The 17,862-nt window shown below is 58.7% G+C and carries 17 protein-coding genes; 9 read left to right on the top strand and 8 right to left on the bottom strand.

The genetic code is table 11. The features are described from left to right. Positions 1-146 precede the first annotated feature (146 nt). The 5 genes from I5L79_RS13810 (at position 147) to I5L79_RS13790 (ending at position 6,168) form a co-directional block, all read left to right on the top strand. On the top strand, positions 147-1,292 hold the full coding sequence (locus tag I5L79_RS13810; protein WP_196955652.1) for a glycosyltransferase: 1,146 nt from the start codon (positions 147-149) through the stop codon (positions 1,290-1,292). Between the two features lie 98 nt (positions 1,293-1,390). Further along, positions 1,391-2,401, top strand: coding sequence for a 3-oxoacyl-ACP synthase III family protein (locus I5L79_RS13805; RefSeq protein ID WP_196955651.1), 1,011 nt, complete (start codon positions 1,391-1,393; stop codon positions 2,399-2,401). A gap of 122 nt (positions 2,402-2,523) precedes the next feature. Beyond that, positions 2,524-3,183, top strand: a complete 660-nt coding sequence (locus I5L79_RS13800) for a metal-dependent transcriptional regulator (protein ID WP_196955650.1) — start codon at positions 2,524-2,526, stop codon at positions 3,181-3,183. 115 nt (positions 3,184-3,298) lie between these two features. Then, entirely contained in the window at positions 3,299-4,678 is a 1,380-nt protein-coding gene (gene mnmE / locus I5L79_RS13795) for a tRNA uridine-5-carboxymethylaminomethyl(34) synthesis GTPase MnmE (protein ID WP_394368809.1), read from the top strand. Positions 4,679-4,881: 203 nt separating this feature from the next. Next, positions 4,882-6,168, top strand: coding sequence for a citrate synthase (locus I5L79_RS13790; protein ID WP_196955649.1), 1,287 nt, complete (start codon positions 4,882-4,884; stop codon positions 6,166-6,168). A gap of 72 nt (positions 6,169-6,240) precedes the next feature. Here the strand turns inward: I5L79_RS13790 and I5L79_RS13785 are convergent, their stop codons facing one another. The 8 genes from I5L79_RS13785 to lepA all read right to left on the bottom strand — a co-directional run bounded on the left by I5L79_RS13785 (position 6,241) and on the right by lepA (position 13,739). After that, complete coding sequence (locus I5L79_RS13785) at positions 6,241-6,621, bottom strand: hypothetical protein (protein WP_196955648.1); 381 nt, start codon at positions 6,619-6,621, stop codon at positions 6,241-6,243. A 213-nt stretch (positions 6,622-6,834) separates the two neighbouring features. Then, complete coding sequence (locus I5L79_RS13780; protein ID WP_196955647.1) at positions 6,835-7,218, bottom strand: hypothetical protein; 384 nt, start codon at positions 7,216-7,218, stop codon at positions 6,835-6,837. A gap of 310 nt (positions 7,219-7,528) precedes the next feature. Then, positions 7,529-9,463, bottom strand: coding sequence for an OmpA family protein (locus I5L79_RS13775; RefSeq protein WP_196955646.1), 1,935 nt, complete (start codon positions 9,461-9,463; stop codon positions 7,529-7,531). Between the two features lie 16 nt (positions 9,464-9,479). Next, entirely contained in the window at positions 9,480-10,061 is a 582-nt protein-coding gene (locus I5L79_RS13770; protein ID WP_196955809.1) for a 7-carboxy-7-deazaguanine synthase QueE, read from the bottom strand. Positions 10,062-10,272: 211 nt separating this feature from the next. Then, on the bottom strand, positions 10,273-11,184 hold the full coding sequence (locus I5L79_RS13765) for a bifunctional 5,10-methylenetetrahydrofolate dehydrogenase/5,10-methenyltetrahydrofolate cyclohydrolase (RefSeq protein ID WP_196955645.1): 912 nt from the start codon (positions 11,182-11,184) through the stop codon (positions 10,273-10,275). Between the two features lie 10 nt (positions 11,185-11,194). After that, positions 11,195-11,386 (bottom strand): hypothetical protein, encoded by a 192-nt coding sequence (locus tag I5L79_RS13760; protein ID WP_196955644.1) that lies wholly within the window; start codon positions 11,384-11,386, stop codon positions 11,195-11,197. A gap of 93 nt (positions 11,387-11,479) precedes the next feature. Further along, positions 11,480-11,728, bottom strand: coding sequence for a hypothetical protein (locus tag I5L79_RS13755; protein WP_196955643.1), 249 nt, complete (start codon positions 11,726-11,728; stop codon positions 11,480-11,482). Positions 11,729-11,951: 223 nt separating this feature from the next. After that, positions 11,952-13,739: a translation elongation factor 4 gene (lepA, locus tag I5L79_RS13750; protein ID WP_196955642.1), complete on the bottom strand. Its 1,788-nt coding sequence runs from the start codon at positions 13,737-13,739 to the stop codon at positions 11,952-11,954. Positions 13,740-13,871: 132 nt separating this feature from the next. Here lepA and I5L79_RS13745 point away from each other — a divergent pair, with 132 nt between their 5' ends. The 4 genes from I5L79_RS13745 (at position 13,872) to I5L79_RS13730 (ending at position 17,378) form a co-directional block, all read left to right on the top strand. After that, positions 13,872-14,720 (top strand): hypothetical protein, encoded by an 849-nt coding sequence (locus I5L79_RS13745; RefSeq protein ID WP_196955641.1) that lies wholly within the window; start codon positions 13,872-13,874, stop codon positions 14,718-14,720. A gap of 123 nt (positions 14,721-14,843) precedes the next feature. Then, positions 14,844-15,200, top strand: a complete 357-nt coding sequence (locus I5L79_RS13740; RefSeq protein ID WP_196955640.1) for a hypothetical protein — start codon at positions 14,844-14,846, stop codon at positions 15,198-15,200. A gap of 163 nt (positions 15,201-15,363) precedes the next feature. Beyond that, positions 15,364-16,224: a carboxypeptidase-like regulatory domain-containing protein gene (locus I5L79_RS13735; protein ID WP_196955639.1), complete on the top strand. Its 861-nt coding sequence runs from the start codon at positions 15,364-15,366 to the stop codon at positions 16,222-16,224. A 41-nt stretch (positions 16,225-16,265) separates the two neighbouring features. Beyond that, entirely contained in the window at positions 16,266-17,378 is a 1,113-nt protein-coding gene (locus I5L79_RS13730) for a WD40/YVTN/BNR-like repeat-containing protein (RefSeq protein ID WP_196955638.1), read from the top strand. The last annotated feature ends 484 nt before the right edge of the window (positions 17,379-17,862 follow it).

Raw genomic sequence — 17,862 nt, 5'->3', positions numbered from 1 at the left:
CATAAACTTTACCCAGCAAGTCCCCGATGACTGGCTCATACAAGGGCTTGTTATTTCTCCGGGCGTGTGGCGCTGTTCAGGACGGATGGCTTTGCTCGCCATGACAACAGCCATTTCGCCCCAAACTTACCATCTTCGCGGCCACTATGCAGCCACCCCGCACGATTTTGCTGGCCTCCGTGCTCAAGCCGCTGGACGACACGCGCATGTACGAGAAGTTTGGCCGCACCCTGGCCCGGCTTCCCCAGGTGCAGGTGCACGCGGCCGGGCGGCAGGCACCGCCCCCGATGGGGCCGGCCAATCTGCATACGCACAACCTGCTGGCCGGCACCCGCCTGAGCTGGGCGCGGCTGCGGGCCCAGGCCCGCTACTGGCACCTGCTGCGGCGCCTGCGGCCAGAGCTGGTAGTGGTGCATGCCCCTGAGCTGCTGCCGCTCACGCTGCTGTGGCACTGGCTGGGCCGGGGGCGGCGCTTCGTGTATGATGTGCAGGAGAATTTTGCCCTCAACATCCGCACCCAGCACGTGTACCCGGCCGTGGTGCGCGGGCTGCTGGCCGCCGCCGTGCGTGGGCTGGAAACCCTGGCCGCCGCTGCCGCCGAGAAGGTGATTCTGGCGGAGAAAAGCTATGCCGACGAGCTGCCTTTCGCCACCCCGGCCCGCACCCTTGTGCTGGAAAACAAGTACCAGCCGCCCGGCCCCGAGTTGCCGCGCCCTACGCCCGTACACCTGTCGCCGAACCAGCCGCTGGAGCTGCTGTACTCTGGCACCATTTCGGAGCTGAACGGGGTGCTGGCGGCCGTGGAGTTTGCCCGGGCCCTGCGCCAGGTTTGGCCGGGCAGCCGGCTCACCATCATCGGGTTTTGCCAGCACCCGGCCTTGCTGCCCCGGCTTCAGGTGCTAGCCGCCGAATCGGGCGGGGCGGTGGAACTGGTAGGCGGGGCCGAGCCGGTGCCGCATATGCGCATTATTGAAGCCATTCGGCGCAGCCACCTGGGGCTGCTGCCCTACCAGGAGCATCCTAGTTTCTGGCGCTGTGTACCCACTAAGCTCTTTGAATACATGGCCCACGCCCTGCCAGTGCTCGTTCCGCGGAACCCACTTTGGCAGCAGTTTATTGCCCCGCATCAGGCCGGGCTGGCGGTAGATTTCGCTGACACTTCATCGGCTGCTGTTGCGCAGATGAAACGCGACTTGGTGCGGCACGGTTTCTACCTCCAGGGTGTTCCGGCGGAAGTTTTTTGGCACAGCGAGGAGCAAAAGCTTTTGGCCCTACTGGATTTTATTCGGTAACTGCCGACCTTCGTGGCCCGTTTATGCGCCAAGGCGGAAAGTTTTCTAACTTCCGCCCTTTCGCGCTCTTTTTCCCGCTAAATCCCCCCTCTCCTTTTATGTCTACTCTTCACCGCACCGAAATTGCCGGCGTCGGCCATTATGTGCCCGACCGCGTGGTGCCCAACGCCGACCTCGAACAGCTCATGGAAACCACCGACGCGTGGATTCAGGAACGCACCGGCATCCGGGAGCGGCGCTGGTTTGAAGAAGGCAAGGACACCACCGCCAACATGGGCGCCAATGCGGCCCGCAAGGCCCTGGAAATGGCCGGCCTGCAGCCTGATGACGTGCAGCTTATTGTTTTCGCCACGCTCTCGCCCGATTACCTGTTCCCTGGCTCCGGGGTTCTGCTGCAGCGCGAGCTGGGCATAAAGGCCCCTATTCCGGCATTCGACGTGCGCAACCAGTGTTCGGGCTTTATCTATGCGCTGAGCATGGCCGACCAGTTCATTAAAACCGGCATGTACGAAACGGCGTTGGTGGTAGGCTCCGAAATCCACTCATCGGGCCTCGATAAAAGCACCCGTGGCCGGGCCGTATCGGTGATTTTCGGGGATGGCGCCGGGGCCGTGCTCCTGCGCCGCAGCACCGACGAAAACCGCGGTATCCTGAGCACGCACCTGCACTCCCAGGGCGAGTTTGCCGAGGAGCTGATTACCCGGGAGCCGGGCTCCAACCGCGACAACCGCGTGCAGGTGGTGCTCGACAAGCCCGAGGACATGTACCCGTATATGAACGGCCAGCAGGTGTTCAAGCACGCCGTTACGCGCTTTCCTGAGGTTATCAAGGAAGCCCTCGACCAGAACGGCTACCAGGCCCAGGACATCGACATGCTGATTCCGCATCAGGCCAACCTACGCATCACCCAGTATGTAGGTCAGAAGCTGGGCTTGAGCGAAGACAAGGTGTTCAGCAACATCCAGCGCTACGGCAACACCACGGCCGCCTCCGTACCCATTGCCTTGAGCGAAGCCGTGCAGGAAGGCCGCATCAAGCGCGGCGACCTGGTGTGCCTGGCTGCCTTCGGCTCGGGCTTCACCTGGGCCTCGGCGCTGGTGAAGTGGTAGATTTTTAATTAAGAATTAAGAATTAGTAAGTAAGAATGTGCCTTCGAGGCTCATTTTGCAGGTAGAAGCACACCGTCACCTGCAATTCTTACTTACTAATTCTTAATTATTAATTCCCATACATGCCCAGCTACACCGAGGAAAACTACCTGAAAGCCATTTATAAGCTGGCGGAAGCCACGCCGGGCGCCGACGTGACGACCAACAGCATCTCGGAGGTTCTGAAGACGCGGCCCGCCTCGGTAACGGATATGCTGCGTCGGCTAAGCGAAAAAGGCTTGCTTAACTACCAGCGCTACCGAGGCGTGTCGCTCACGCCGGAAGGCCGGCGGGTGGCCCTGCTCACTATCCGCAAGCATAGGCTGTGGGAAGTGTTTCTGGTGCAGCAGCTGGGCTTCACCTGGGACGAGGTGCATGAGGTAGCCGAGGAGCTGGAGCACATTCAGTCGCCGCTTCTGGTGCAGCGCCTCGACGAGTTTCTGGGGTTTCCGCAGACCGACCCCCACGGTGACCCTATCCCCGCCGCCGATGGTTCCGTACACCGCACCCGCCACCGCCTCGTGGCCGACCTGGCCCTGGGCGAAGCCGGCACCGTGGTGGCTGTGCGCAACACGGCTGTGCCCTTCCTGCAGTACCTCGACAAGGTAGGCTTACGACTGGGCTCCCGGCTTGAAGTGCTGAATAAGACGGAGTTCGATAATTCACTGGAAGTCAAAATCGACCACTCTCGTCGCCAGCATATTTCTGCCGAAGTTTCCCGTAACCTTTTCGTCTCGCTTTAAACATTGAGCAGGTGGAATAGTGCGTTTGACGTTCTACTAGCGCAATTAGGGCAAGCGGCGCAGGAAGAACATCAAACCCACCATTTCACCAGCTCACCACTTCACCACTTCCCCGTTGCTGCCTCCCGCTCTTTCCGACACCATCGTGGCTTTGTCCACGCCGCCCGGCGCGGGCGCTATTGCGGTGCTGCGCCTCTCGGGTCCGCAGGCCATTCAGCTCACGGATGAGCTATTTGCAGGCAAGCGCCTGCACGAGCAGCCGGGTCACACGCTGCACTATGGCACCCTGCGCGACGAGGGCCGCATTCTGGATGAGGTGGTGGTTTCCCTGTTTCGGGGGCCGCACTCCTATACTCGGGAGGATGTGGTGGAAATCAGCTGCCACGGCTCCGACTACATTGTGCAGCAAGTGCTGGCCGCGCTGGTGCGCCGCGGAGCCCGCCTGGCCGAGGCCGGCGAATTCACCAAGCGAGCCTTCCTGCACGGGGCCTTCGACCTTGCCCAGGCCGAAGCCGTGGCCGACCTCATTGCCGCCGATTCGGCCCTCTCGCACCAGGTGGCCATGCAGCAGATGCGCGGCGGCTTTTCCCGGGAACTGAAGGACCTGCGCGCCCGGCTGGTGCAGTTTGCGTCGTTGCTGGAGCTTGAGTTGGATTTTGGGGAAGAAGATGTAGAGTTTGCTGACCGCACCGGCCTCACCAGTCTGCTGCAGGAGCTGCAAACCGTTATCCGGCAGCTGCTGCGCTCCTTTGAGCTGGGCAACGTCATCAAAAACGGCGTAACAACCGTCATTGCCGGCAAGCCCAATGCGGGCAAATCAACCCTGCTGAATGCTTTGCTGAACGAGGAACGCGCCATCGTATCGGCGGTGCCCGGCACCACCCGCGACTTTATCGAGGATGAAGTAAGCATCGAAGGCATCCGGTTCCGGTTTGTGGACACGGCCGGCCTGCGCGAAACCACCGACGTGGTAGAGTCTATTGGCGTAGAGCGTACCCGGCAGCGGGTGCGGCAGGCGGCGCTGCTCCTGTATCTGTTCGACCTGACGGCCACCACGCCCGCCGAAGTAGCCACCGAGCTGGCCGAGCTGAACCCCGAGGGCCGCATTCCCACGCTGGCCGTAGGCAACAAGCTCGACCAGATAGATACGGCGGAAGCAGCCGCTTTTGCCCAACCCGACACCCTGCTGATTTCGGCTGCCACCGGCCAGGGGCTGCCCGAGCTGCAGCAGGCGCTCCTGCAACAGGTACGCGGCTCAGGACTCGACCGCACCGGCTCGGCCACCATCGTAACGAATGTGCGCCACGCCCGCAGTCTGGAAGCTGCCCTCGAAGCCCTGGATGCCGTACTGCTGGGCCTGAGCGTCCACCACGGCACGGAACTGCTGGCCGCCGACCTGCGCCGGGCCCTGGCCTCCCTGGGTGAAATCACCGGCGAAATATCCACCGACGACCTGCTGACCAGCATTTTCACCCAGTTCTGTATCGGGAAATAGCCGGGTCCGCCAGCGTGAGCTATAGGTTTTTAGCAACAACTTTCGGGGGTTTCGCTTAATTGTCGGCATAGCGAATAATTTTGCGCTTCAAGCCGAACTTCTACCCCCGGTTGGCGGTAGTATAATGTCCGGCTTTCGGGCCGGGCTTTCCGGCCTGCTGGTAATTCTTTACTTTCGCCCCGCATCCACCCTAATACACGCTTATGGCAGAGTCTGCTGAGATTATCCTTGATGGGAAATCGTACTCCTTCCCCGTCATCGAAGGCACCGAGCACGAAAAGGCAATTGATATTGCCAAGCTGCGCGACCAGACTGGTTATATAACCATCGACTCGGGCTACAAAAACACCGGCGCCACCAAAAGCGCCATCACCTTCCTCGACGGTGAAGAGGGCATTCTGCGCTACCGGGGCTACCCTATTGAGCAGCTGGCTGAGCAGTCCAGCTTTCTGGAAGTGGCCTATCTGCTGATCTACGGCACGCTGCCTACGCAGGCGGAGCTCGACGAGTTCAGCAACCAGATAACCAAGCACACGCTGGTGCACGAAGACGTGCGCAAGATTTTCGACGGTTTTCCCTCGGCGGCCCACCCCATGGCTATCCTGAGCAGCCTGATCTGCGCGCTTACCGCATTCTACCCTGAGAGCGTATCGCCGGATCTGAGCAAGGAGAACATCGACCTGAACGTGATTCGTCTGATGGCCAAGCTGCCTACTATTGCCGCCTGGACCTACAAAAACAACATGGGGCACCCGCTGAACTACCCGCGGAACGACCTCGACTATGCTGCCAACTTCCTGTATATGATGTTCAGCTTCCCCACGGAGAAGTATGAAATCAATCCGGTAGTGGTGCGCGCCATCAACAAGCTGCTGATCCTGCACGCCGACCACGAGCAAAACTGCTCCACCTCCACGGTGCGCCTGGTGGGCTCGGCCAACGCCTCGCTCTACGGCTCGGTTTCGGCCGGCATCAACGCCCTGTGGGGCCCGCTGCACGGCGGTGCCAACCAGGAAGTGGTGGAAATGCTGGAAGCTATCCAGCGCGACGGTGGCGACACGAGCAAGTTCATTGCAAAAGCCAAAGACAAGAACGACCCGTTCCGTTTGATGGGCTTCGGGCACCGCGTCTACAAAAACTTCGACCCGCGCGCCAAAATCATCAAGAAGGCTGCCGACGAAGTTCTGACTGCCTTGGGCATCAGCGACCCGCTGCTGAAGATTGCGCAGGAGCTGGAGCAGGCAGCCCTCACCGACCCTTACTTCGTTGAGCGTAAGCTGTATCCGAACGTTGACTTCTACTCCGGCATCATCTACAAAGCCATCGGCATTCCCACCGAAATGTTTACGGTAATGTTTGCCCTGGGCCGCCTGCCCGGCTGGATTGCCCAGTGGAAGGAAATGCGCGAAAACAAGGAGCCTATTGGTCGCCCGCGCCAGGTATACACCGGCGAGCTGGACCGCGACTATACGCCCATTGAGCAGCGCTAAGCGTTGCTGCCAGCCAAAAAAGGCCGCCCGGTACCGGGCGGCCTTTTTTGGCTTAAAACGTATGGATGGGCGCTAGCGGGCGGCTACGGTCTGGCTGTGTAGTACCGCCAGCTGAGGCATCAACGGCTGTACGCGGGCCATTTGGTCGGGCATCAGGATGGATGCCAGCTGCGCTTCGTAGCCGGCCTGAATCCGGGCGAGTTGAGTTTCATTTTCCTGCGGTGAGTTGGCATGCATCTGTACCCGCGCTACTTCCCGCATCATCCGAATGCTCAGGCTACGTACGCGCTTGTACTGCCCCTCATTTAGCTGGCCTTCATCCGCGAAAGAGCGGCTGATAGAAGTAGCCTGCCGGCTGATGGGCGTGTCGCCGGCCGTATTCATACAGCCAGACAGGAGGCTGCCGCTGCAAAAAAGCAGCACGGCACAAATGGCAGGAGTAGAAGTACGCATGGGCAGCAAGAGCTATAGGTGTAGTCAGGTAAACTGAACCCGGAAAAAGAGGGTAAACCGCACTATTCAAATTCCCCTACTTTATCTTGACCAAAGATAATAATAACCAGCCTTTCTAACAGCGAATAGTTAAACTTTATTTTGCAAATGTTATAAAAATGCAAAAGCACCTACTTGCGCAGGTGCTTTTGGAGGATGGCCGATTGGCTCATTCTAATTTGCCATGATGCTCAGGGCCGTCATGTTCGTTTGGGCTTCGTGGTACATGGCTAGCTGACGGGGGCGCAGCAAATCGGCCAGGGCCTGCTCGTACTGCTGTTGGGCATCCGCCAGCTGCTGGTCGAGTATCTCAGGGTCGGCAGCGTAGCGCGACTTCAGATCATCCACGGCAATGAGCATCCGGGTGTTGAGCTTTTTGATTTTGAGATACTGCCCTTCGTCCAACTGCATGGCGCTGGCCATAGAGCGCGAAAGTTTGGTTGCACGGGCCGCAATGGCCGCGCCGTGGTCGGTAGTGATGGTGGTGACGCCGGAACCCGCCTGGCTGGCCGTGCCCAGTGCCAGTAGCATTCCAATGAGTAAGCAGAGCTTTTTCATACGTAAAAGAAAGTGAGGTAAGAGAGTGAGAAAAAGAAGAAGGAAAAGCGAAAACACGGCGCCTGGCTTCTAGGGAAAATAGAACCTGGCCCCTTGCTAGCAAAGATACAGGAAGTTTTGATTTAAAAAAGAAAAATTATTACTATTCTAATTTAAAGCTTTTAGGCCAAATACCTATAATATAGATTACCAGGCCATTAATTGGCTTAAGAAAAACTCCAACTATAAGTAAACTCAGCGCCATCCGAGCATAAAAAAAGCCCTGTTCAGTGAAGAACAGGGCTGCCAAGCCTTTCAAAGTGCAAGTAGCCTACAGAATCCGAAACTCAATCCGACGGTTTTGCTGCCGGTTGCTGTCCGAATCATTTGGTACCAGCGGCTTGGTTTCGCCGTAGCCTCTGAATCGCAGCCGGTTGGCAGAAATGCCGTTCCCCGCCAGATAATCATAGACGGAGCGGGCCCGGTTCAGGGAAAGTTTTTCGTTGTCATTATCAGCCCCGATATCATCGGTATGGCCGGCTATTTCCACCTGCACGTCCTTGTACTGGCGCATAAAAGCAATCAGCCGGTTAAGCTCCGTGCGGGAGGTAGGCTTGAGCTTGAACTCGTTGGTTTCGAAAAACAGGTTGTTGAGCACCATCGTGCGGCCGGCGCGCAACGGGTCCAGGTACAAGTCCAGCGTGAGCGGGTCGAAGGCGTGTTTGTCGGTGTAGTCGAAGCTCATGCTTTTGAGCAGATAGCCATCGGCCGAGGCATACATAGCATACTGCCGCCCTTCGTTCAGCACCACGGTATAGTCGCCATCCAAGGGGTCTGACGTCACGTACTGGACCAGTTCGTTGGTTTGCAGATCGTAGAGCTGCACATCGGCTTTGAGGGGCTTCTTGGTAGTGGCGTCGAACACGCGGCCCTGGGTGTAGGTACTGGTTTCGCGCGAACGAACAGCTTTGGGAACGTCGAACGAAAACAGCTCCACCGGCCGGTCCCGTTCCATAACGCCGGGTTCGTTGGGGCGGGTACGTGAGCAGTACCCCCGGCTGTTATCGGAGGCAATAAAGAGCGAAGCTTCGTTTTCGTGGGTGTTGAGCGGGTAGCCTAGGTTTTCAGGCTGCGACCAGGCAGTTCCGGTCAGATTACACTTATACACGTCGAGCCCGCCCATACCTACCAGCCCATCCGTGACGTAGTACAGCGTGGTGCCGCTGGCATGGATGAAGGGCGCCATATCCTTGCCCGCGGTATTGACGGGCGTGCCCAGGTTGCGAGCAGGGCTCCAGGTTCCGTCTTCCTGCAGCGTCGTCACGTAGATATCTTCCAGGCCCTGCCCGCCGCGCCGGTCGGAGGTGAAGTACAGCGTACGTCCATCGGCCGACAACGAAGGCTGGGAGTCCCAGGCCACGGAGTTGACCAGCTTGCCCAGGTTGCGGGGCTTGCTCCAGTTGTTGCCGGTGCGCCGCGAAATGTACAGGTCGCAGTTGCCCACCGAGCCGGGCCGGTCGCAGGAGGCAAACACCAGGGTCTTGCCGTCGCCGGAAATCGAGCCGGCGCCTTCATTCAACTGCGTGTTAATAGCGGCCGAAATGGGTTGCGGCGTGCCCAGAGTGCCATCCTTGTTTTGACGACTTAGGTACAGGTCTTCGTCGCTCTGGGCCGTAGGCCGGGCCGTATACAGCAGAAAGCGGTTATCGGCGGTGATGGAAGGAAAGTACTGGTAGCGGAACGTATTGAGCGGCTCGGCCACGCGCTGGGGTGCCGGGCCGGTAGGCGCGGCTACGGCTTTCACCGCAAACTCACAGTTTAGTAATTGCTGATGCGCCTTGGGAATGCTACGGTGGCCTTTCGGAGCCGATTTCAGGAAGCGGCTGTAGCTTTCCCCCGCCACTGGGTACTCCCCGAAGCTCATGGCCAGTTCGCCCAGCGTAAAATAATCCAGAAACCGGGCCGGGTCGAAAGGCAGCAGCTTCAGTCCCTGCTCATAGGCCTCGTAAGCCGCGCGGGTGTTGCCGGTGGCTTTCAGCAAGGAGCCTTTCACCAGATATGGCTCGCCCAGCGAAGGAAACTTCGCGTTCAGCACCTGCAGCGTTTCAATGGCCTTGTCGAACTCCCGGTTTTTGGCCTGGCTTTGGGCCTTCTCAAACAGGTTGCGTGCTTTGGTATTGGTAGTCGACAGCTTTTGCTGTGCGTATAGCGGCGGCCCGGCCAGCAAGGCCAGCGCGAACAAGGCAACAACGAAGAAACGACGCATACACGGTGGTGGGAGCTTAGGGAATATCGAGGTACTTATGCGTTTGCAGGGACACCTGCCACTGCGGGTGCTCCTTCACGTAGTCGATGAGCAGGGGCGTAATGGCGGCGGCTTTGCTCCACTCCGGCTGCAGGTAAAGGCGCGTGTGGGGTCCGGCCAGGGCGGCATGCTGCTCGGCCCAGGCAAAGTCGCTCTTGTTGAACACCACTACCTTGAGTTCGTGCGCCTGTGCCACCACGTCGGGCCGCGGCGCCTTGAACTTCTTGGGCGACACGCACACCCAGTCCCAGGTGCCGGTAAGTGGATACGCGCCCGAGGTTTCCAGCCAGGTCTGGCAACCGGCTTCTTTCAGAGCCTTGGTGAGGTCCGTAAGATTGTACATCAGCGGCTCGCCCCCGGTGATGACCACGTTGCGGCCGGGGTGTGCGGTGGCGGCCTGCACCATATCGGCCAGAGCCACGCGCGGGTGCTGCCCGGCATCCCAGGATTCCTTCACGTCGCACCACACGCAGCCTACGTCGCAGCCGCCCAGGCGCAGGAAGTAGGCCGCGCGCCCGGCGTTATACCCCTCACCCTGAATAGTATAAAACTGTTCCATCAGCGGCAGAGCCGCCGTAGTATCCGGTATGAGGGAGGAAAGGACGGGCAGAGAAGTAAGTAAGTCAGTCAAAGCGCAAGCAAAATCAAAAAGGCCGGTTTCCGGGGCGGAACCAGCTACCTCGCAGCATAGTTCCGCCCCAGACGTCCGACCTGAAAAGTAACAGAATCCGGCGGCAAATGAAAGCCAAAGATACCGGAAAAATAGGATTCTACCGGGCGTACACCTCGCCTTTCGCTGCCCGCAGGGTATTAAGCAGTAGCATGGCAATGGTCATGGGCCCTACGCCACCGGGCACGGGCGTGATGTAGGAAGTGAACGGAGCTACTTCATCGAACTTCACGTCGCCCTTCAGCGCCCAGCCGGCTTTCCGGCTAGCATCTTCCACCCGGGTAGTGCCTACGTCGATAACCACAGCACCAGGCTTCACCATATCGGCCGTCACGAACTCCGGGCGACCCAGGGCAGCCACCAGGATATCGGCGGTGCGAGTAATTTCGGCCAGGTTCTGAGTACGCGAGTGGCATAAAGTAACCGTGCAGTTGCCAGGCTCCAAGTTCTTCGCCAGCAGGATGCTAACCGGCGTGCCCACGATGTTGCTTCGGCCGATAACCACGCAGTGCTTGCCATCGGTAGGCAGCTTATAGCGGCGCAGCAGTTCCACAATGCCCGAGGGCGTAGCGGGCAACAGGGCGGGCAGCCCGGCCACCATCCGGCCGATGTTCATGGGGTGGAAACCGTCCACGTCCTTTTCGGGGCGGATGGCCTCAATCACCTTTTCGGAGGAAATGTGACGCGGCAAGGGCAGCTGCACGATGAAGCCGTCAATGTTGTCGTCTTCGTTCAGCTCCGCTACTTTGGCCAGCAGCTCGGCTTCCGTCATGGTGTCTTCGTAGCGGAGCAGGGTGCTTTCGAATCCTACCCGCTCGCAGGCCAGCACTTTGTTGCGCACGTAGGTTTCGGAGCCGCCATCGTGGCCTACCAGCACGGCGGCCAGGTGGGGCACTTTCTGACCGGCGGCGCGGCGCTGGGCTACTTCGGCGGCAATTTCTTCTTTAATGGCCTCGGCGGTCTGCTTGCCGTCGATAAGGCGGTAGGTGGGGGCGTCGGGGGCTGTGGTCATGATGCGAGAGTTAGGCTATGTCCTGTGGTTGTTCGGGCTTGGGCTTGCTGGCGTGGGCGGCAATGGCGGCGGCGCCGGCAGCCTGCAAAGCGGCTTCCATAGCGGGCCAGTCGTCGCGCCAGCGGAACTTACGCTCCTGGCCTTTGATGATTTTTTCTAGCTGTTCCGGGCTCGTGCAGTTCTTGAGAAGGGTATTCGACATGGGGTGAGGTGGTAATCATACCTCGCCGTGTCAGGGGAAGTGTATGAGGTGAAAGAAAGAGTTGTCTTGAAATTTGGCTGGTGAGGGTATATCCTATTTCTCGTGCGTAATTTTTATGGGTATCGGCAACAGCTCATAAAGTAAATCATTGCTTATCAGGTAATACGTACCGCCCAATATTTCCTTAGGTACTGATAGCGCTTCAAACCGCTTACCGTCCTGCCTGACAACGCGGATACAGTTTCGCATGGCATCATTGTTTACTCCACTTGAATAAGTGAGGCCCGGTAACTGCCAGTTGGCTTTTTGGGCAGCCCGTTGGAATATTATGGCGTTGTTCAATTCACTAGGGTAAGGAGGCAGCAGAGCGTTTCGACCCTGTATATAATGCCCGGATTGCATAACTACTTCATATGCTTTGTCAATTGCAGGTGGCTGGAGTCCCCGAAGCAGGTAGCCGAGCCCGAAGGCAATTCCAAACGCTAGCATCAGTAGAATTCTGCGTCCCATCTTTACCTTTCGCAACATAAAAGAAACGCGGCCCTTTCGGAGCCGCGTTTCAGCATTAGTCAATTTTCAATACGGCCAGGAAGGCCTCCTGCGGAATCTCAACGGACCCTACCTGGCGCATCCGCTTCTTGCCTTCCTTCTGCTTTTCGAGCAGCTTGCGCTTGCGGCTGATGTCGCCGCCGTAGCATTTGGCAATTACGTTTTTGCGCAGGGCCTTTACGGTTTCGCGGGCAATAATTTTCTGGCCGATGCTGGCCTGAATGGCAATTTCGAACTGCTGGCGGGGCAGCAGCTCGCGCAGCTTTTCGCAGAGGCGGCGGCCCCAGTCGTAGCTCTTGCTGCGGTGCACAATGGCCGACAAGGCATCCACCTTCTCCCCGTTCAGCATCACGTCCAGCTTTACCATATCCGACTCGCGGAAGCCGATCAGCTCGTAGTCGAGGGAAGCGTAGCCGCGCGAAATGGTTTTGAGCTTGTCGAAGAAGTCGAACACGATTTCCGACAGGGGCAGCTCAAACGTCATTTCCACCCGCTCACTCGTCAGGTAGCTCTGGCCCTTGATGATGCCGCGCTTCTCCATGCACAGCGTGATGATGGAACCCACGTAATCGGCCGCCGTAATAATCTGGGCCTTGATGTAGGGCTCCTCAATCAGCTTGATCATGTTCGGCTCGGGCATTTCGCTCGGGGCATTGATGGTCAGCCGCTGGTCTTTGGTGCCGGTGGCGTGAAACTGCACCGAGGGCACGGTGGTAATCACCGTCATGTTGAACTCGCGCTCCAGACGCTCCTGCACAATCTCCATGTGGAGCATGCCCAGGAAGCCGCAGCGGAAGCCGAAGCCCAGGGCCACCGAGGTTTCAGGCTCCCACACGAGGGAGGCGTCGTTGAGCTGCAGCTTTTCCATGCAGGAGCGGAGTTCTTCGTACTCGGTGGTATCCACAGGGTAAATGCCGGCGAATACCATGGGTTTCACGTCCTCAAAGCCCTGAATAGCCTCGGCCGTGGGGCGCGCTACGTGGGTGATGGTGTCGCCTACTTTTACTTCGCGCGCTTCCTTGATGCCGGAAATGAGGTAGCCTACGTTGCCGGCCGCCACTTCCTGGCGTGGCTCCTGGTTGAGGCCCAGAATGCCGATTTCGTCGGCGCCGTATTCCTTGCCGGTAGCCATGAAGCGGAGCTTGTCGCCCTTGCGCATGGTGCCGTTCTTGATACGAAACAGGACTTCGATACCCCGGTAAGAGTTGAAAACCGAGTCGAAGATGAGGGCCTGTAGCGGGGCCTCCGGGTCGCCCTGGGGCGCGGGAATCCGCTCACAGATGGCGTTAAGGATATTTTCGATACCAATACCGGCCTTGCCCGAGGCATGGATGATTTCGTCCCGGTCGCAGCCGATCAGGTCCACAATTTCATCTGATACCTCCTCCGGCATGGAGTGGGGCAGGTCGATTTTGTTGAGCACCGGGATGATGGTCAGGTCGGAACCAATAGCCAAGTACAGGTTGGAAATCGTCTGGGCCTCAATCCCCTGCGAGGAATCCACAATCAGCAGAGCGCCTTCGCATGCGGCAATGGAGCGGGAAACTTCGTAGCTGAAATCGACGTGGCCGGGCGTATCAATCAGGTTGAGCGTGTACTGCTCGCCCTTGTACTGATACTGCATCTGGATGGCGTGGCTCTTGATGGTGATGCCCCGCTCCCGCTCCAAGTCCATGTTGTCGAGCAGCTGGGCTTGCATATCGCGCTTGGCCACGGTGCTGGTAAATTCCAGCAGGCGGTCGGCCAGCGTACTTTTGCCGTGGTCGATGTGGGCGATGATGCAGAAATTGCGGATGTTCTTCACTAGAGACAGTTTTTTCTAGCTGCGAAGGTAGGCAAAACGGCCCGGAAAAGCTAGTTTACCCGAGTTGGCCGGTGCATATGGCCGCCTGCGGGGCATTCAGTATCTTGGGCTGCGAACTGCTTTTTTCCTGCTATGAATGTCGAGCTTACCCGTCCTGTTTCCCGCCTGGAGTCCAGCAAAGCCACTATTACGGCCCTCAACTCCACCGCTCTCTACGTGCTGGCCTACCTGCTGGCCTACGGGGTACACCAGCTGGCTACGGCGGCCATGGCTCACCGGCTGGGCATACCGCTCACGGTGCACGTGAGCCACATTCAGTTTCTGATTTCCAACCAGCAGTGGTGGCGCATTGCCGTCGTTGCAGTGTACGGGGCGGGGCCACTGCTGTGCCTACTGCTGGCCCTGACGTTTGGGGCACTGTTCTGGTTTCGCGGCCGGGGCCGCAAGGGCCGGCTCAAGCTGCTCTACTTCTGGCTGGCCCTGCACTTCTTCAACCTGGTGGTAGGCGGGCTCATTGCCGGCTGCTTTACCCACAAAGGCTTCTGGTACGTGCCGCGCTGGCTGTTTATTTCGGGGGGCCAGACGCTGCCCATCGTGCTGGCAGTAGTAGGTGGCCTGGTAGCGGTGGCGGTCGGCTACCTGTCGGCGGTGGCCTTTCTGCAGAGTCACGACTCGCGCACGATGATGCTTTACAAGAACCGGGGGCAGCTGATTTTCAGCGGGCTGCTGGTGCCCTGGCTGGGGGGCAGCGCCTTTCTGGCTTTGCTGAAGTTACCCGACCTGACGCGTCACGAGGGCCTATTGTTTCTCACGATGGGTCTGCTCGTGTTGCCGCTCAGCGTAGCCAGCCGCAACGAGCTTTTTGAGGAAACCGTGCCGTACCCGCAGAAGACAGTTGTTGCCTCGGGCTTCGTGTTGCTTACGCTGCTGCTGGCTCTGCTCTGGCGGCTGGCACTCAGTACCGGCATCAATTGGCTTTAATCTATGGCTCCGTTGTCAGTTGCCAGGAGCCTGCCGGGCACCAACGGCCTGCCAACTCCTGCGTACACGCTGGCAAGGCCAACCACCGGTGACTGGCCGTTCTCTAACTCAACCTCCCTTCCTATGAGCCTGCACCTGAATACTGCCGCCGTGAAGTTTGCCAAACAGCTAATTGCGGACGGCAAACTCAAAAACGACCAAGGCCACTGGGGCCAGCACAACCCCGACACGACCCAGGAAAACAAGTTTCTGGAAAAGCACGAAATAGCCGAATACGGCCAGTGGCACCTGGGCCTCGACGAAACCAAGGGCGAAGACACCAAGGGCCGCTACCACTTCCCCTACGGCGACTTCAAAACTGTGCACCGCGACGGGCTGATTGCGGCCAAGGAGCGGGCGGCTCAGCAAGGCTACCAAGACATTGAAAAGGCGGCCGATGAGCTGTTGCAGGCCCTGGAAAAGAAGGCCGCTCACTCATAAACCAACCATTGCCGGGGTTATAAAAACGCCAGCGGGCCTACGGGCAGGCTGGCGTTTTTTGGTGGCTTACCGACTGCCTCCCTCCTTCGGAAATGCCCCTTTACTTTGTTTCTTTCTTTACATTGTCTGTAACCAGCTATTAACTTTCCGTATTCGCTTTGTTATGGTTGATAAGCTTTGCCTGTTCCTGCTGGTGAGCTTGGCTAGTTTTACCAGCCAGGCCCAAATGGTAACAGCCACTGGCCAGGTGCTCAATGCCCAAACCAAGGAGCCGGTGCCGTTTGCCATTCTGGGCGTGCCGGGCAAAGCTATTGGTACCGCTGCCGATGAGCAGGGCCGTTACGTATTGCGCCTCCCACCCGATGTACACGACACCCTGCTCGTTTCCTGCGTGGGCTTTATGCCCTATGTGGTGGCGCCAACTCAATGGCAGGCCGGGCAGCGGGTGTTTCAGCTCCAGCCCCTGCACCAAGTGCTCGAAGGCGTTACCATTCAAAGCCGCAAGGTGCAGCCGGCTAAGCTGGGCCGCACCGCCGAAAAGGCTGATGTACGCTGGATGGCCGGCAGCTCGGGCAAAACCACCGTCGATGATGAATGGGGCTGGGAGCTGGGAACGTTGCTTACTCCTGGGCGGCGCTCCTACCTCGAAGAGCTCTACGTCTATTTCACCGACAACAAGTACGAGCGGTTGCGTTTTCGTCTCAACCTGTACACGGTGCGCGGCAACCACCCCGACCAGCTGATCAGCACCCAGGATGTGCAGCTCCTCTGCCCACCTTCCCGCACCGGCTGGCTGAAGTTGGATTTGCGGCCTTACCACCTCGTGCTCAACGGTCAGCCCGTGGCCGCCACCCTGCAGTGGCTGCAAAGCGAAAAGCAAGCCCCCGAAAACAAGTATTTTTCCATTCCCGTGGTGCGCCAGAAGCAGCCCGGCATGGTAGAGCGCGAAAACGGCCAAGCCGTCTGGACTGTCCATAACCTGCTCCCCAGCTTCTACTTCACCGTGCTGACGGAGGAGAAGTAGCGGTACCCGAATGATAAGCAGGCGTTGTTACCTTGCTGCTCATGAACCGCAACCATCCTTGTTACCGCCTCCTGTTATATTGCCTGACGTTTGTTGGCGCGGCGGCTTGCTCCTCCAATTCTTCTTCCTGGCAGCTGGTAACTGGAGAAGGCCTGCCACTTACTGGCTTTCATGCAGAGGCCACGCTGTTCATAAACGACTCCACTGGCTTGGTACTGGGCAGTATCCTTCCTGATGCGGGTGGCTTGGGTTCAGATTTCCGTGCTGGTCAGGTTGCCACCTTGTTTCGGACCACTAACGGAGGGCGCAACTGGCAGAAAACCACCGGCGACTCCGGGAGCCGGTTTGTGCTGACTACCAAGGCCGGGCCCGTAGTATTCGCGGTTCAGCTCCAGGAGTCCGACGCTCAGCGGGATTCTTCCCGGCTCCTGCGCTCTGTGGACCAGGGCCGGAGCTGGCAACCGATAGGCGTACTCCCTCACCAGATTACCAGCCTTTCCTTCGCCGACTCAACCCAGGGCTTTGCCCTTACCAATCATTATGAGCACGGCCTTCGACTCATATACCATACGACGGACGGCGGGCGGCAATGGCAGCGGGCAGCACTACCCTTGTCGGACAGAGCTTCCTGGGGCCTACACACGCCGGATGGCACTTCTTGGCTGCTGCTCACTTCCCCTGGCTCGCCCTACTACAGCACGCATCTAGCCAAAATCAATTGGGCAACATCCGCCGCCACGGTAGAAGTTATTCCGCAAGGGCGCGTCGACAAAGCGGTGGCTTCCGACTCGGCCGGCAACCTCTGGCTGGCCAGCGACGACCCTGCCGGAACCATTCAGCTCCTGCGCCGCGACCAGCACACCGGACGCTATAGCCGCATCCATAGCTTCGGCCTCTCCCAGGGCCAGCCGTTGTTAGCAGAAGCCCTCCACGTTTCCGGTTGCAGCATCACCTTGCTGGCTTCCTACTCCGATACCACGGTAGCCCTGAATACCTACCATGCCTACCACAGCACGGATACCGGACGCAGTTGGCAGGAAGAAGAACTACCCATAGCCTCTAAAGTCTCCCCTGCTGCCTTTACCGGCCCGGAAAAGGCCTGGCTATTTGCCGGCGGCAATACGTTTCAAGTGTGCTTCCCCGCCAGGAAGTAGGCAGAAAAAGGGAATCCGCAGAGTTGAATGCCTAATGCCCCAGACTGAGTATCTACTTCCTTGAGTTAACACCCTTGCTGCCTCAGTAGCAGTTCGTGACACTCCCGCAGCCTAGGCTTCCTCGTTCCGCCGTTGAGTCACGGCCTGCATGCCTAACATTGCCTTCTGCGCCGCTGACAAAGTCCTCCCGCACCTCTGCCATTGGCTGTTGCGGGTCTGACAAAGCCTTCCGCGCCCCTAACAACGTCTAATGCGCGACTGACATTGGTTATTGCGCGCTGGTCAATGCCTTCCGCGCGAGTGACAAAGGCTTCCGCGCCATTGACAATGTCTTCTGCGGGTCTGACAATGCCCATTGCGCAACTGACAGAACTCGCCGCACGGCTGACATTGTCTGTAATATGCTCACTAGGAAGTGTTAACAGTCGCGCAACCAGAGTATAGTTGCGGCAATATGAACGAAGGCCAGAAAATGCGCATCCAA

Source organism: Hymenobacter guriensis, from assembly GCF_015773195.1.
In the GTDB taxonomy this organism is placed as follows: Bacteria; Bacteroidota; Bacteroidia; order Cytophagales; family Hymenobacteraceae; genus Hymenobacter; species Hymenobacter guriensis.
The sequence above is the reverse complement of the archived record's forward strand: the minus strand, read 5'-3'. Positions and strand labels throughout refer to the sequence as shown.

Coding starts and splice junctions, on each gene's coding strand:
- I5L79_RS13760 (WP_196955644.1), bottom strand. CDS start 11,386: ATGTCGAATACCCTTCTCAAGAACTGCACGAGCCCGGAACAGCTAGAA.
- I5L79_RS13790 (WP_196955649.1), top strand. CDS start 4,882: ATGGCAGAGTCTGCTGAGATTATCCTTGATGGGAAATCGTACTCCTTC.
- I5L79_RS13735 (WP_196955639.1), top strand. CDS start 15,364: ATGGTTGATAAGCTTTGCCTGTTCCTGCTGGTGAGCTTGGCTAGTTTT.
- I5L79_RS13765 (WP_196955645.1), bottom strand. CDS start 11,184: ATGACCACAGCCCCCGACGCCCCCACCTACCGCCTTATCGACGGCAAG.
- I5L79_RS13740 (WP_196955640.1), top strand. CDS start 14,844: ATGAGCCTGCACCTGAATACTGCCGCCGTGAAGTTTGCCAAACAGCTA.
- I5L79_RS13770 (WP_196955809.1), bottom strand. CDS start 10,061: ATGGAACAGTTTTATACTATTCAGGGTGAGGGGTATAACGCCGGGCGC.
- I5L79_RS13775 (WP_196955646.1), bottom strand. CDS start 9,463: ATGCGTCGTTTCTTCGTTGTTGCCTTGTTCGCGCTGGCCTTGCTGGCC.
- I5L79_RS13730 (WP_196955638.1), top strand. CDS start 16,266: ATGAACCGCAACCATCCTTGTTACCGCCTCCTGTTATATTGCCTGACG.
- I5L79_RS13810 (WP_196955652.1), top strand. CDS start 147: ATGCAGCCACCCCGCACGATTTTGCTGGCCTCCGTGCTCAAGCCGCTG.
- I5L79_RS13785 (WP_196955648.1), bottom strand. CDS start 6,621: ATGCGTACTTCTACTCCTGCCATTTGTGCCGTGCTGCTTTTTTGCAGC.
- I5L79_RS13780 (WP_196955647.1), bottom strand. CDS start 7,218: ATGAAAAAGCTCTGCTTACTCATTGGAATGCTACTGGCACTGGGCACG.
- I5L79_RS13800 (WP_196955650.1), top strand. CDS start 2,524: ATGCCCAGCTACACCGAGGAAAACTACCTGAAAGCCATTTATAAGCTG.
- I5L79_RS13745 (WP_196955641.1), top strand. CDS start 13,872: ATGAATGTCGAGCTTACCCGTCCTGTTTCCCGCCTGGAGTCCAGCAAA.
- I5L79_RS13805 (WP_196955651.1), top strand. CDS start 1,391: ATGTCTACTCTTCACCGCACCGAAATTGCCGGCGTCGGCCATTATGTG.